Annotated in this window: 12 protein-coding genes; 8 read left to right on the top strand and 4 right to left on the bottom strand. The window is 75.3% G+C overall.

Features of this window, described 5'->3' with window-relative positions; genetic code table 11:
* Positions 1-29: 29 nt before the first annotated feature.
* The 3 genes from ACVMYR_RS07280 to ACVMYR_RS07270 are packed head-to-tail and all read right to left on the bottom strand — an operon-like array spanning position 30 to position 3110.
* Complete coding sequence (locus ACVMYR_RS07280; protein ID WP_077936640.1) at positions 30-1220, bottom strand: DNA-processing protein DprA; 1191 nt, start codon at positions 1218-1220, stop codon at positions 30-32.
* On the bottom strand, positions 1217-2737 hold the full coding sequence (locus ACVMYR_RS07275) for a YifB family Mg chelatase-like AAA ATPase (RefSeq protein WP_457121407.1): 1521 nt from the start codon (positions 2735-2737) through the stop codon (positions 1217-1219). Before ACVMYR_RS07275 ends, ACVMYR_RS07280 begins: the two co-directional genes overlap by 4 nt.
* 13 nt (positions 2738-2750) lie before the next feature.
* The gene (locus tag ACVMYR_RS07270) at positions 2751-3110 is read right to left on the bottom strand and encodes a YraN family protein (protein WP_043962354.1); all 360 of its coding nucleotides are present in this window, start codon (positions 3108-3110) and stop codon (positions 2751-2753) included.
* A 209-nt stretch (positions 3111-3319) separates the two neighbouring features.
* Between ACVMYR_RS07270 and ACVMYR_RS07265 the strand changes: the two genes are divergently transcribed.
* The 8 genes from ACVMYR_RS07265 to ACVMYR_RS07230 all read left to right on the top strand — a co-directional run bounded on the left by ACVMYR_RS07265 (position 3320) and on the right by ACVMYR_RS07230 (position 12500).
* Positions 3320-4660, top strand: a complete 1341-nt coding sequence (locus tag ACVMYR_RS07265) for a hypothetical protein (RefSeq protein ID WP_457121406.1) — start codon at positions 3320-3322, stop codon at positions 4658-4660.
* 226 nt (positions 4661-4886) lie between these two features.
* Positions 4887-5750 carry a 30S ribosomal protein S2 gene (gene rpsB / locus ACVMYR_RS07260; protein WP_077936643.1) on the top strand — a complete coding sequence of 288 codons (864 nt, stop codon included), beginning with the start codon at positions 4887-4889 and terminating at the stop codon, positions 5748-5750.
* Between the two features lie 153 nt (positions 5751-5903).
* Positions 5904-6731 carry a translation elongation factor Ts gene (gene tsf, locus ACVMYR_RS07255; RefSeq protein WP_077936644.1) on the top strand — a complete coding sequence of 276 codons (828 nt, stop codon included), beginning with the start codon at positions 5904-5906 and terminating at the stop codon, positions 6729-6731.
* Between the two features lie 194 nt (positions 6732-6925).
* Positions 6926-7693 (top strand): UMP kinase, encoded by a 768-nt coding sequence (pyrH, locus tag ACVMYR_RS07250; protein WP_077936645.1) that lies wholly within the window; start codon positions 6926-6928, stop codon positions 7691-7693.
* A gap of 81 nt (positions 7694-7774) precedes the next feature.
* Positions 7775-8332, top strand: a complete 558-nt coding sequence (gene frr / locus ACVMYR_RS07245; RefSeq protein WP_043962359.1) for a ribosome recycling factor — start codon at positions 7775-7777, stop codon at positions 8330-8332.
* A 352-nt stretch (positions 8333-8684) separates the two neighbouring features.
* Positions 8685-10004 carry a phosphatidate cytidylyltransferase gene (locus ACVMYR_RS07240; RefSeq protein WP_457121405.1) on the top strand — a complete coding sequence of 440 codons (1320 nt, stop codon included), beginning with the start codon at positions 8685-8687 and terminating at the stop codon, positions 10002-10004.
* Positions 10005-10108: 104 nt separating this feature from the next.
* Complete coding sequence (rlmN, locus tag ACVMYR_RS07235) at positions 10109-11260, top strand: 23S rRNA (adenine(2503)-C(2))-methyltransferase RlmN (protein ID WP_077936647.1); 1152 nt, start codon at positions 10109-10111, stop codon at positions 11258-11260.
* A gap of 31 nt (positions 11261-11291) precedes the next feature.
* Entirely contained in the window at positions 11292-12500 is a 1209-nt protein-coding gene (locus tag ACVMYR_RS07230) for a DivIVA domain-containing protein (RefSeq protein WP_457121404.1), read from the top strand.
* Positions 12501-12606: 106 nt separating this feature from the next.
* Here the strand turns inward: ACVMYR_RS07230 and ACVMYR_RS07225 are convergent, their stop codons facing one another.
* Positions 12607-12828 (bottom strand): DUF2631 domain-containing protein, encoded by a 222-nt coding sequence (locus ACVMYR_RS07225; RefSeq protein WP_096761598.1) that lies wholly within the window; start codon positions 12826-12828, stop codon positions 12607-12609.
* Between the last annotated feature and the right edge of the window lie 141 nt (positions 12829-12969).

The following is a 12969-nucleotide window of genomic DNA, read 5'->3' as shown; positions in this document are numbered from 1 at the left end:
TGCGGCGGGCGGCACCGGGCGCCGGCGGCTCACCGGGGCCTCGCCGGGGCGCGGGCGGGGCTGGTGGCCAGCGCGTACCCGTCGTCGCGCCGGCGCACCAGGCCCAGCTCCTCCAGCAGGGAGAGCTTGCGCAGGGCGGTCCGGACGTCCACGCCGGCGCGGGCGGCCAACCGGTCGACGCCGACCGCCCCGCGGCGGGGCATCGACTCCAGCACCTGCGTCGCCTCGTCGTCGAGCAGGTCCCGGGGACGCTGCGGGGCGCGTGCGGGCGGGGCGAGGTCGGCGCCGATCCGGCCGACCTCCTCCAGCACGTGCGCCACGCCGGTGACCAGCCGGGCCGACGGGTGCTCGCGCAGCAGCTCGTGGGCGCCGACCGACATCGCGGAGGTGACCGGCCCCGGCACCACCATGGCGCGCCGGCCGGCGGCGAGGGCCCGGTTGACGGTCTGCGTCGCGCCGCTGCGGGCCGACGCCTCCACCAGCACCGTGCCCCGGGTCGCCGCCGCGATCACCCGGTTGCGGATGAGGAACCGGGGCCGCAGCGGCTCCGACCCGGGCGGCCACTCGCTGACCAGCAGCCCGGTCTCGCCGATGCGGTCGAACAGCGCGGTGTTGCCCATCGGGTACGGCCGGTCGATCCCGCAGGCGAGCACCGCCACCGTCAGCCCGCCCGCGTTGAGCGCGCCCCGGTGCGCCGCCGCGTCGATGCCGAACGCGCCGCCGGAGACCACCGTCCAGTCCCGGTCGGCCAGCCCGTAGCCCAGCTCGGTGGCGACGTGCACCCCGTACGGGGTGGCGGCCCGCGCGCCGACCACCGAGACCGCCCGGTCCAGCGCGTCGCCGAGCGGCCACCCGCCGCGCACCCAGAAGCAGAGCGGGGGCGCGGTCTCGACGTCCACCCGGCGGGTGGTGCCGGGCAGGGCCAGCCGGCGCAGGTGCTCGACGGTGACGGGCCACTCCCCGTCGCCGGGGGTGACGAGCCGGGCGCCCAGCCGTTCCGCGCGGGCCAGGGCGTCGGCCGCCACCGCCCGGGCGTCCCCGTCCCGGCAGCGGGCGGCCACGGCGGCGCGCAGCCGGTCGTCCGGTGCCCCGCCGCGCAGCAGCAGATCCAGTGCGCCGGCCGCGCCGAGCTCGTCGACCAGCCGGTGCACCGAGCGGGTGCCCGGCTCGGCCAACCAGGTCAACGCCACCCGGGCCAGCCGGTCGTCGTCGCCGTTCACGCCCCGTCCCCCATCCTCAGCTGCATCGCCTCCCGGACGTCGTCGGCGTGCGGGCGGTCCCGCCCGTCGAGGTCGGCGATCGTCCACGCCATCCGGACGACCCGGTCGAAGCCGCGCGCCGACAGCGACCCGGAGTCGAGCCGCCCGCGCAGCTCCCGGGTGTCCCGCCCGGGCAGCCGCAACGGCGGCCGGCGCAGCCAGGGGCCGGGCACCTCCGCGTTGACCCGCCAGCCGCTGCCTGCCCAGCGGTCGGCCGCGGCCCGGCGGGCGGCCGCCACCCGGGCCGCGACCGTGGCCGACGACTCGCCGGTCGCCCCCGCCTCCATCAGCTCCGCCGCCCGCAGCGGCGGCAGGGTCACCTGCACGTCGATGCGGTCCAGCAGCGGGCCCGAGAGCCGGCCGAGGTAGCGCCGGCGGACCAGCGGCGCGCACTCGCAGTACGCGTCGCCGGCCGGCCGCGCGCAGGGGCACGGGTTGGCCGCCAGCACGAGCTGCGTCCGGGCCGGGTATTCGGTGCCGCCCCGGCTGCGGGCGAGCTGCACCCGGCCGTGCTCCAGCGGCTGCCGCAGCGCCTCCAGGGCTCCCTTGCCGAACTCCGGCGCCTCGTCGAGGAACAGCACCCCACGGTGGGCGAGCGACACCGCGCCGGGGCGGGCCAGCCCGGACCCGCCGCCGACCAGCGAGGCCACCGTGGCGGTGTGGTGCGGGGCCTGGAACGGCGGGCGGCGCAGCAGGCGACCGCCGGCCGGCAGCAGCCCGGCGATCGAGTGCAGCGCGGTGACCTCCAGCGCCGCGTCGTCGTCCAGCGCGGGCAGGATCGACGGCAGGCGCTCGGCGAGCATGGTCTTGCCCGCCCCGGGCGGCCCGAACAACGCCAGGTGGTGCCCGCCGGCGGCGGCCACCTCCAGGGCCCGCCGGCCCAGCGCCTGCCCGGCCACCTCCGACAGGTCCGGCCCGTCCGGCCCCTCCGCCGGGGCGGGGCCGGGCGGCTCGATCAGGGGCGTGCCGTCCCGGACGAAGTCGACCATCCGGTGCAGCGTGTCCACGGCGCGCACCCGGACGCCCGGGACGACCGCCGCCTCGGCGGCGTTGCCCACCGGGACGACCACCCGGTGCAGCCCGGCCCGCGCGGCGGCGGCCACCATGGGCAGCACCCCGCGCACCGGCCGGACGGTGCCGTCGAGCCCCAGCTCCCCGAGCACGACCACCCGTTCCAGCGGCAGCAGCGGCAGCTCGCCGGAGCCGCCGAGCAGCGCCACCGCGATCGCCAAATCGAAGGCCGAACCGAACTTCGGCAGCGTGGCCGGCAGCAGGTTGAGGGTGATCCGCCGGTTGGGCCAGCGCTGGCCGGAGTTGACGATCGCGGCGCGGACCCGGTCGCGGGCCTCGTGCAGGGCGGTGTCCGGCAGCCCGGAGATCGCCACGGCCGGCAGCCCCGGGGCGAGGTCGGCCTCCACCTCCACCACGTGCCCGGTCACCCCGACCAGGCCGACGCAGAGCACCTTCGCGTAGCTCACGCCCGGCCGCCCATCAGAACGCGCCCTTGAGGTGCTCGACCCGGGCCGCGCCGGCGTCGGGCAGCTCGACGGAGAGGACGTCGAAGCGCACCTCGCCGGCCGTGGTGCCGGTCTCGGCGAGCCAGCGGGCCGCCAGCCCCCGCAGCCGGCGAGCCTTCGCCGGCACGACCGCCTCGGCCGGCGTCCCGTAGTGGGTGGTGCGTCGGGTCTTCACCTCGCAGAAGGCGAGCACGGGGCCGTCCCAGGCGATGATGTCGATCTCACCGGCGGGGCAGCGCCAGTTGCGGGCGACCGGGCGCAGCCCGGCTCCGATCAGGTGCCGGACGGCGCATCGTTCCCCGTACGCGCCGACGGCCTGGTTCCGCTTCGTCATGGGCGGCACCATGCCGAACCGGGGCCGCCTCCGCCGTACGCCTGTGGACGACGGAGGCGGTTGTGGACGAACGGACGATCATGCCCTTGCTGTGCTATGTGCGGACGGCCGGGCGGTGTCCGTTTCCGCGTACTCCTGCGGTTTGTCGCCGCCGACGCGCCGTCCGTCCGGATGGCGCGGGGGTGCGCCTGTCACATACGGTGCCGATCGTGAACGCACGACGGAGCTTTCCCGAAGATCAGGAGTCGCGTTGGTACCCCGGCGAGCGCGGGTACGGCGAGTCGGACTGGCGTCCGGCGGGCGACGACCGCTATCGAGCGGACGAGTTCCGCGTCCCTGACCAGCGCGGCGACACGGGCGAGCGGCGTTACGACGAGTTGACCGACCCGCCCGTGGGCCGGTACGGCGAGACCGGGCGGCACGGCGCGGACGACGCGTTCGGGGCCACCGATCCCGACACGGACAGTTACCGTCCCGCGCGGTCCCGCCGGTCCGACACGGGCTCGTTCGGGGTGTCGATGGACGAACTCGCCGCCGAGCGGGAGGCGCGCCGGGCGGCGCGGGCCGCCGAACCGGCCCCGTCCGCCGACGCGGCGCTGCCGGCCGGTCAGCACTCCGTCGAGTTCCCGCTGCCGCCCGCCCAGCGGGCCGTGGAGTTCCCGCTGACCATCGGCCAGCGCCCCACGCCGGTCTCCGCCCCGGGGCACGACGACCGCTCCCCGTCCGGCCCGGCGCGCGACGACCGGTCGCTGCCCGGCCTGGCGCCCGAGGACCGGGCTCTGTCCGCTCCGGGGCGCGACGACCGGTCGCTGCCCGGTCCGGCGCGCGAGGGCGCTCTGCTGTCCGGTCCGCCGCGCGAGGCGGGTCCCCGGGACGCCCCGCTCGACGCGGACCCGCTCGGCGTCGACCCGGTGGGGCGCGGGCCGGAGCCGCTCGGCGGATACCCGATCATCGAGCCGGGTCGCACCGGCGAGTCGGGCCGCTACGCCGAGCCCGGCCGCCCGGACGGGCCGGCGGACCGGGGCGCGGGGGAGTGGGGCCCGCTCGACCGGGCCGCGGTCGCCGCCAGCGCGGCGGAGCCGGCGCGCGCCGCCGAGCCGGGCCGCCCCGCCGAGCCGCCGCATCCGCTGGACCTGCCGACCGGGCCCATGCCCCCGGTGGCGCCCCGTCCGGACCTGCCGCCGCCCGGCCTGGACCCGGCGTACGCCCCGGACGGGCTGCGGCGCCCCGGCCCGGCGCCCTCCGACGGCGTCTACCGCACCCGCCGCCCGGCGCTCGCCGTGCTGATCGCGGTGCTGGTGGTGGTCTTCGAGGTCCCGGCCCTGCGGGTGCTGCGCCACGGCCTGCTCGGTGACCCGCTGTCGGCGGCCGACGTCGTGGTGGGCACCTTCCTGGTCGGCGGGCTGCCGATCTTCGGCATCGGGCTCTACGGGCTGCGCACGGGCGGTCTCGCGCTCACCGACGGCAGCCGGGGCTGGCTTCGCCCGCCGACGGCGTACCTGACGGTGGGCCTGGTGCTGTTCCTCGCCGCCGCCCTCGCCGCCCGCTGAGCCGCCGCCCTCGCCGCCCGCTGACCGGCGGGCCGGGCAGGGGCGTACACTGGGCGCTTGGCGACCGCCTCGCGCGGTCGACCTCGCGCGCCCTCTCCACGTCTCGTGGGGCGGCGGCCTCCCTGGTCCCGATCATGATCGGGCCCACCACGGCCGGCGACCGGGCGCCAGGACGCCCGGTCGCCGGCCGGGCGGCGTAACCAGGGATCACAAGGAGTACCCCACCATGGCCGTCGTGACCATGCGTCAGCTGCTGGAGAGCGGTGTCCACTTCGGGCACCAGACCCGCCGCTGGAACCCGAAGATGAAGCGCTTCATCTTCACCGAGCGCAACGGTATCTACATCATCGACCTGCGCCAGACCCTCGACTACATCGAGAAGGCGTACGAGTTCGTGCGCAACACGGTGGCCGAGGGCGGCAGCATCCTCTTCGTGGGCACCAAGAAGCAGGCCCAGGAGGCCATCTCCGAGCAGGCGACCCGGGTCGGCCAGCCGTATGTCAACCACCGCTGGCTCGGCGGCATGCTGACCAACTTCCAGACGGTGTACAAGCGGCTCCAGCGGATGAAGGAGCTGGAGGCGCTGGGTGACCTGAGCGGCACCGCCGCCGGTTACACCAAGAAGGAGACCCTTCAGCTCTCCCGCGAGAAGATCAAGCTCACCAAGACCCTCGGTGGTCTGCGGGACATGCAGAAGCTCCCGGCCGCGGTCTGGATCGTCGACACCAAGAAGGAGCACATCGCCGTCGACGAGGCCCGCAAGCTGGGCATCCCGGTGATCGCGGTGCTCGACACCAACTGCGACCCCGACGAGGTCGACTTCCCGATCCCGGGCAACGACGACGCGATCCGCTCGGCCGAGCTGCTGACCCGGGTCGTGGCCGCCGCCGTCGCCGACGGCCTCATCGCCCGCTCGGGCCGTCGCCGGGGCGGCGACGAGAAGCCGGAGCCGGGCCAGGTCGGCGCCGACGAGCCGCTGGCCGAGTGGGAGCGCGAGCTGCTCGAGGAGCCGAAGAAGGCCGACGAGCAGCCGGCGCAGCCCGCCGCCGAGCAGCCGGCCGAGCAGCCGGCGGCCGCCGCCGCGGAGTGACCGCGCCGCCGCGCCCCCGCCGTCCGTTTCCCCGGGCGGCGGGGCGTGGCGGGTACGCCGGGCACGCCCGACCCGGATCCGGGTGACCGGCCCCGGCTCGACCCACCCGGCCCCCAGACCAACCCACCGAGTCCCAACACCGAAGAGAGAGTCATGTCCAACTTCACCGCCGCGGACGTCAAGAAGCTCCGCGACCTCACCGGCGCCGGCATGATGGACTCCAAGAAGGCGCTGACCGAGGCCGAGGGCGACTTCGACAAGGCCATCGAGATCCTGCGCGTCAAGGGCGCGAAGGACGTCGGCAAGCGGGCCGGCCGCACGGCCGCCAACGGCCTCGTCGCCCACTCGGGCAAGGCGCTGCTGGAGCTCAACTGCGAGACCGACTTCGTCGCCAAGAACGACGCCTTCATCGCGCTGGCCCAGCAGCTCGTCGAGCACGGCGAGGCCAGCGGCGCGACCTCCGCCGAGGAGCTGCTCGCCAGCAGCATCGACGGCAAGCCGGTCGCCGACCTGATCCAGGAGCAGTCCGCCAAGATCGGCGAGAAGCTGGTGCTCAACCGCTTCGCCAAGCTGGACGGCACCGTCGCGGTCTACCTGCACCGCAAGAGCCAGGACCTGCCGCCGGCGGTCGGCGTGCTGGTGGAGTACGCCGGCAAGACCGACGAGGCCGGGGACGCCGACGCCCGCGCTGTCGCCATGCAGATCGCCGCGATGCGGCCGAAGTACCTCACCCGTGACGAGGTGCCGGCCGACGTCGTCGAGTCCGAGCGGCGCATCGCCGAGCAGACCGCCCTCGAGGAGAACAAGCCCGCGGCGGCGCTGCCGAAGATCGTCGAGGGCCGGGTCAACGCCTTCTTCAAGGACTACGTCCTGATCGAGCAGGCGTCGGTCGCCGACAACAAGAAGACCGTGAAGCAGGTGCTGGCCGAGGCCGGCATCGAGGTGACCCGCTTCCTGCGGTTCGAGGTCGGCCAGGCCTGAGCCGCCGGTCGGGCGCGTGACGCGCGCCCGGGGGCAGGGAACATCGACGAGGAGGCCGCTGGTGTACGTGACAGGCACCGCGGCCTCCTCGTCCCATGCCTGGCCCGTGTCGCCGAACCGGCGGCGTAGGGTCAGCGACGGCAGGTACGCGGTAACCGGGGCACGTGGGGTGCGGCCGGGGAAGGGCGGGGCGGATGACGCAGGTTGTGAGTGACCGGAGCCTGGGGGCGGATGATCCGACCGCCCCACCGCCCGGCCGGGCCCGCCGGGTGGTGCTGAAGCTGTCCGGCGAGGTCTTCGGCGGCGGCGCGATCGGTGTCGACCCCGACGTCGTCCAGGCCATCGCGCGGCAGATCGCCACCGTGGTCCGCCGCGGCGTGCAGGTCTCCGTGGTGGTCGGCGGCGGCAACTTCTTCCGCGGCGCGGAGCTGCAGAAGCGGGGCATGGACCGCGCCCGCGCCGACTACATGGGCATGCTGGGCACCGTGATGAACTGCCTGGCCCTGCAGGACTTCCTGGAGAAGGAGGGCATCGAGACCCGGGTGCAGAGCGCCATCACGATGGCCCAGGTCGCCGAGCCCTACATCCCGCTGCGCGCGATCCGGCACCTGGAGAAGGGCCGGGTGGTCATCTTCGGGGCGGGCGCGGGCATGCCGTACTTCTCCACCGACACGGTGGCCGCCCAGCGGGCCCTGGAGATCCGGGCCGACGTGGTGCTGATGAGCAAGAACGGCGTGGACGGCGTCTACACCGCCGACCCCCGGATCGACCCGACCGCCAGCAAGCTCGACTCGATCACCTTCTCCGAGGTGCTCCGCCGCAACCTGCGGGTCGCCGACGCCGCCGCGTTCAGCCTCTGCATGGAGAACGGCCTGCCGATGCTGGTCTTCGGCGCGCAGGGCGACGACACGATCATCCGTGCGGTGGGTGGCGACAAGATCGGCACCCTGATCACCGCCTGAGCGGCCGCGGGCCGCGCGAGACGGCCCTGCGACACCACAGCACAGCCCACGACGAGCACAAAGAAGGAGGCGAGGAGACCGGTGATCGACGACACCCTCCTCGAGGCCGAGGAGAAGATGGAGCGGGCCATCGAGCACGCCAAGGAGGAGTTCGGCGCCATCCGCACCGGTCGCGCCAACGCCGCCATGTTCTCCAAGGTCATCATCGACTACTACGGCACCCCCACGCCGCTGCCCCAGATGGCGTCCATCGGGGTCCCCGAGCCGCGCATGGTCATCATCAAGCCGTACGACAACTCGCAGATCGGCGCCATGGAGCGGGCGATCCGCGACTCGGACCTCGGCGTGAACCCGAACAACGAGGGCAACCAGCTGCGCATCCTGCTGCCGCAGATGACCGAGGAGCGCCGCCGCGAGATGATCAAGGTGGCCCGGCACAAGGGCGAGGAGGCCAAGGTGGCGGTGCGCAACATCCGCCGCAAGGGCAAGGAGGAGCTGGACCGGCTGGTCAAGGACGGCGAGGTCGGCGAGGACGAGGGCCGGCGCGCCGAGAAGGACCTCGACGACCTGACCCAGAAGTTCGTCGCCACCGTCGACGAGCTGGTCAAGCACAAGGAGAGCGAGCTGCTCGAGGTCTGAGCCGCGACGGCCCCCGCCGGGGCCGTCGCGCGTGACCTGCCGTGGCACCGGTGTGCCGCCGTCGTCGGGCGGCGGCGCCGGTGCCTGCGTCGTCACGGGCCGAATCGCCCCTCGTCGTCACGGGCCGAAACCGGGCGAACCCGGGGCGCACCGCCGGTGGCGGCACGGAGGGCTCGTCCACCCTGCCGGGGCGACCCGTGCAGTAGGCTCGGCACGATTCCGGCCACCACGCGGTGAACGGGCGGGATCGCCCGGCCGTCGCGCCGGTCAATCGGACGGAACAGTCGTCGTAGGGGATGGTCTTGGTCGTACGTCATGTGGTGAGCCCCGTACCGCGTCCGTTCGGTGCGTGATGTCCCACCTCGACCCCTACCGCAGCCCCGAGTCCCGCAGCTGGGACCGGCCGGACGCCCCGGCCGCGCTCCCCTGGCCCGACCGTGATCTGGAGCCGGGGCAGTGGGCCCGCAGCGCCACCACCGACGCGTACGCTCCCGCCGTCCCGGGCGGCCGGCCCGAGACGCGCCGCCCGGCGGGGCGCCCGGAGCCGTTCGACGCGGACGCCACCGACCCGTACGGTGCCCGCCCGGTGCCCGACGAGCCGTCGCGGCCCGGTGACCCCGTCGACCGACCGGGCTGGCCCGGTGCCCCGGGGGCGGGTGGAAGGCCCGCTCCCGAGCGCCCCGACGGGCCCCTCCCCGGCGGCCCGCCGGCCGGTACGGCGTACCCGCCCGACGAGTCGGCCGGCCCGGCGTACCCGCCCGGCGGCGGTGCCGAGCCGGAGCCGCCCCGGGGGCGGCGCGGGCCCGGCCGGCGACGGGCGAGCGCCGAGCGACCGCCCACCCAGCAGCCCTCGCCCGGCCGCGCCGGCCGCAACCTGCCGGCGGCGATCGGGGTGGGCGTCGGCCTCGGCGCGGCCGTCCTGCTGCCGCTCTTCTTCTACCTGCCCGCCTTCCTCCTCGTGCTCGCCGCCGCGATCGCGATCGGCATCTGGGAGATGGCCCGGGCGGTCCGCCGCAGCGGGGCCCACCCGCCGCTGGTGCCGCTGATCGCCGGTGGCGTGCTCACGGTCGGCCTGGCCTGGTTCGCCGGCCCCGACGCGCTCTGCCTCGGCCTGCTGGTCACCGTGCTCGGCACGATGATCTGGCGGCTGGGCGACGGGCCGGGCGACTACCAGCGCGACCTGACGGCGGCCACCCTCATCGCCGTGTACGTGCCGTTCCTCGGCGGCTTCGCGGCGATGCTCGCTGCCGCGCCCGGCGACGGCCACCTGCGCGTGCTGGTCACCCTGGTCGCGGTGGTGCTCTCCGACACCGGCGGGTACGCGGCGGGGGCCAACCTCGGCAAGCATCCGATGGCCCCCTCGATCAGCCCGAAGAAGTCCTGGGAGGGCTTCGCCGGCTCGGTCACCGCGGCGGCGGCGGGCAGTGCCCTGCTGATCTGGCTGCTGTTCGACGTGGCCCCCTGGTGGGGCGCCCTGTTCGGCGTGGCCGTGTCCTGCGCGGCGGTCCTCGGCGACCTGGCCGAGTCCATGATCAAGCGGGATCTCGGCGTGAAGGACATGAGCAACCTGCTGCCCGGCCACGGCGGCCTGATGGACCGCCTCGACTCGATCCTGTTCGCGGTGCCCACCGCGTACCTGTTGCTGGCGGTTTTCGTCCCGGTGGTGGGCTGAGGCATGAATCACGCCGGTCAGCCCGTTCCGGCCGCGTGGTCGGGTCCGATTCGGCACCTCCGGCCAGGTGCGTCGGGCGAACGGCGTGGGAGACTGGACGGGTCATGACGAGCCTTCCCCTGATCCCTGTCACCTCGGACGCCCCCGCCGCACGCCGCGCGGCCATGCCGCCCCGCCACCTCGCCGACCTCGACCTGCCGGCCCGGCAGGCCCTGGTGGCCGAGCTGGGCGAGCCGGCGTTCCGCGCGAAGCAGATGTCCACCCACTACTTCGGCCGTCTGGTCCGCGACCCCGCGTCGATGACCGACCTGCCCGCGGCCACCCGGGACAGGCTGGCCGCCGCGCTGCTGCCCACCCTGCTCACCCCGGTCCGCGAGCTCGCCTGCGACGACGGCGCCACCCGCAAGGCGCTCTGGCGGCTGCACGACGGCTCGCTGGTGGAGAGCGTGCTGATGGGATATCCGGACCGCGTCACCGTCTGCATCTCCAGCCAGGCGGGCTGCGGCATGGCCTGCCCGTTCTGCGCCACCGGCCAGGCCGGGCTGACCCGCAACCTGTCGACGGCCGAGATCGTCGACCAGGCGGTCTACCTGGCCGGTGTGGCCGCCTCCGGCGCGGTTGCCGGCTCCCCGCCCCGGCTGTCCCACGTCGTGTTCATGGGCATGGGCGAGCCGCTGGCCAACTACTCGCGCGTCGTCGCGGCGATCCGCCGGCTGGTCGCCCCCGCCCCCGAGGGGCTCGGCCTGTCCCAGCGGCACATCACCGTCTCCACGGTCGGCCTGGTCCCGGCGATCCGCCGGCTGGCCAGCGAAGACCTGTCGGTGACTCTTGCGTTGTCCCTGCATGCGCCCGATGATGAGCTGCGCGACGAACTCGTGCCGGTCAACCAGCGGTGGAAGGTCGCCGAGGTGCTGGACACGGCGTGGGACTACGCGGCCCGCACGGGGCGTCGGGTGTCGATCGAATACGCGATGATCAAAAACGTGAACGACCAGCCGTGGCGGGCCGACCTCCTCGGCCAGCTGCTGGCCGGCAGGTTGGCGCACGTCAACCTCATCCCGCTCAACCCGACCCCGGGCAGTCGGTGGGACGCGAGCCCGAAGCCCGTCGAGCGGGAGTTCGTCCGGCGTCTGCGCGCCGCCGGGGTCTCGACGACGGTGCGGGACACCCGGGGGCGCGAGATCGACGGCGCGTGCGGGCAGCTCGCCGCCGCCGGGGACAGGGACACCGAGACGCCGCAGGAGGCAACGGCGTGACGGGGCGTACCGAACGAGACCAGGAGACATAGTGGCGAGTCAGGGTCAGCGTTTCCGGCGTAAAGCGCTCCGCCGGGGATACAAGGTCGACGAGGTGGACGCCTTCCTGGACCGGGTCGAGGCGACGCTCGACGGCCGGCCCGTCGGCGCGCCCGTGGCCTCCCAGGAGGTCCACGACGTCGTCTTCCGGGTCCGCTTCAACGGCTACGACGAGTGGCAGGTCGACCTGCACCTCGACCGCGTCGAGCGGCAGCTGGCCGAGTTGGAGGAGCGCGGCGGCTCGCCCGGTCGCGGCGCAGACCCCCGAATGCCCGACCGGATGGGTCCGCCGGACCGGATGGGCCCGCCGCTGCGTGACGACCGGGGGCCCGCCCCGATGCGCGACGACCGGGGACCGCTCACCATGCGTGACGACCGGGGGCCCGCGCCGATGCCGCAGCCCATGCCGCCCCGGCCGATGCCGGCGCAGGCCGGTCCGCCCGGCGACCGCTACGGCCGGTACGACGAGCCGACCGGCGGTTTCTCCGGCGGGTACGACGAGCCGACCGGTGGCTTCTCCGGCGGGTACGACGGGCCGCGCGGCGGCTACGACGCACCTCGCGGTCCAGGTGGCCCAGGTGGCCCGGGTGGTGGCCCGATGGGTCCGGGTGGCCCGATGGGTCCCGGCCCCGGCCCCGGCATGGGGCACGGCGGTCCGCCGCCCCGGGGCCTGCCTCCCGGCCCCGGCGGCTACGGCCCGGACGAGCAGCGCTTCGACGGCTTCGAGGCGGGGCGGCACGGGCGGGCCGACATGACCGCCGAGATTCGGATGCCCGAGCGGGACCTTCGCGAGCTGCGCGGCCGTGGCCCCGCCGGCTCCCCGCCCATGCCGCCGCAGCCGATCGGGGGCCCGCCGCCGATGGCCGGCCCGCCCGTGGGTGGCCCCCCGGTGGGTGGCCCGCCCGTCGGGGGCCCTCCGGCCGGCGGCCCGCCGATGGCCGGTCCGCCCGGCAGCGACCTGCACCGGGTGGACCAGATCCGCCGCAGCTTCCAGGTGCGCCGGTTCGGCAGCGGGTACGACCCGGACCAGGTCGACCGGCTCTTCGAGGGCATCCTCGGCGGCATGGCCGGCCGGGGCCCGATGCCGGTCAACCCGAAGGACCTGGACACCCTGCGCTTCGGCCTGGTGCCGGGCGGCTACTTCGAGGCCGAGGTCGACGCCGCGCTCAAGGACGTCCAGGACATCCTCTTCGGCCGCTGACCGCCCGGTGGGTGCGGCAGACCTGCCCGCGCCGCAGCACGCGTACACGACGAAGGGCCCGCCCCGACCGGGGTGGGCCCTTCGTGCGGTGCCGGTCCGGCCGGGGTCAGGACCGCAGGCCGTTGCGGCGCAGCACCGTGTCGCCGACGACGATGGCCAGCAGCAGCACGGCCAGGCCCACCAGCCAGATGTCCTCGACCCTGCCCTCGTGGTTGCCGCACAGCATGGCCAGCAGCGCCAGCGCGGAGACCACCGCGCCGATCCGCCCGGCCTTGCGGTGCCCAGGCTTGTGCTGATCTGGCGACGTCACCGGCTCGCTTCCTGCCACTGTCGGTCCTTCCCTCGCGATCGGATCTCCGGTTAGTCTGGCACGCCCCGTGGCTGACCTCGTGCGGTGGGGGTTTCCCGCCGGCCCCGCACCCGCCGGCCCGCACCCACCGCCGGTGCCCCGTGCCGGCCACCGGCGCCC

The organism is Micromonospora sp. PTRAS2, from assembly GCF_054052245.1.
The sequence above is the reverse complement of the archived record's forward strand: the minus strand, read 5'-3'. Positions and strand labels throughout refer to the sequence as shown.

Coding starts and splice junctions, on each gene's coding strand:
- ACVMYR_RS07270 (WP_043962354.1), bottom strand. CDS start 3,110: ATGACGAAGCGGAACCAGGCCGTCGGCGCGTACGGGGAACGATGCGCC.
- rpsB (WP_077936643.1), top strand. CDS start 4,887: ATGGCCGTCGTGACCATGCGTCAGCTGCTGGAGAGCGGTGTCCACTTC.
- tsf (WP_077936644.1), top strand. CDS start 5,904: ATGTCCAACTTCACCGCCGCGGACGTCAAGAAGCTCCGCGACCTCACC.
- pyrH (WP_077936645.1), top strand. CDS start 6,926: ATGACGCAGGTTGTGAGTGACCGGAGCCTGGGGGCGGATGATCCGACC.
- ACVMYR_RS07240 (WP_457121405.1), top strand. CDS start 8,685: ATGTCCCACCTCGACCCCTACCGCAGCCCCGAGTCCCGCAGCTGGGAC.
- rlmN (WP_077936647.1), top strand. CDS start 10,109: ATGACGAGCCTTCCCCTGATCCCTGTCACCTCGGACGCCCCCGCCGCA.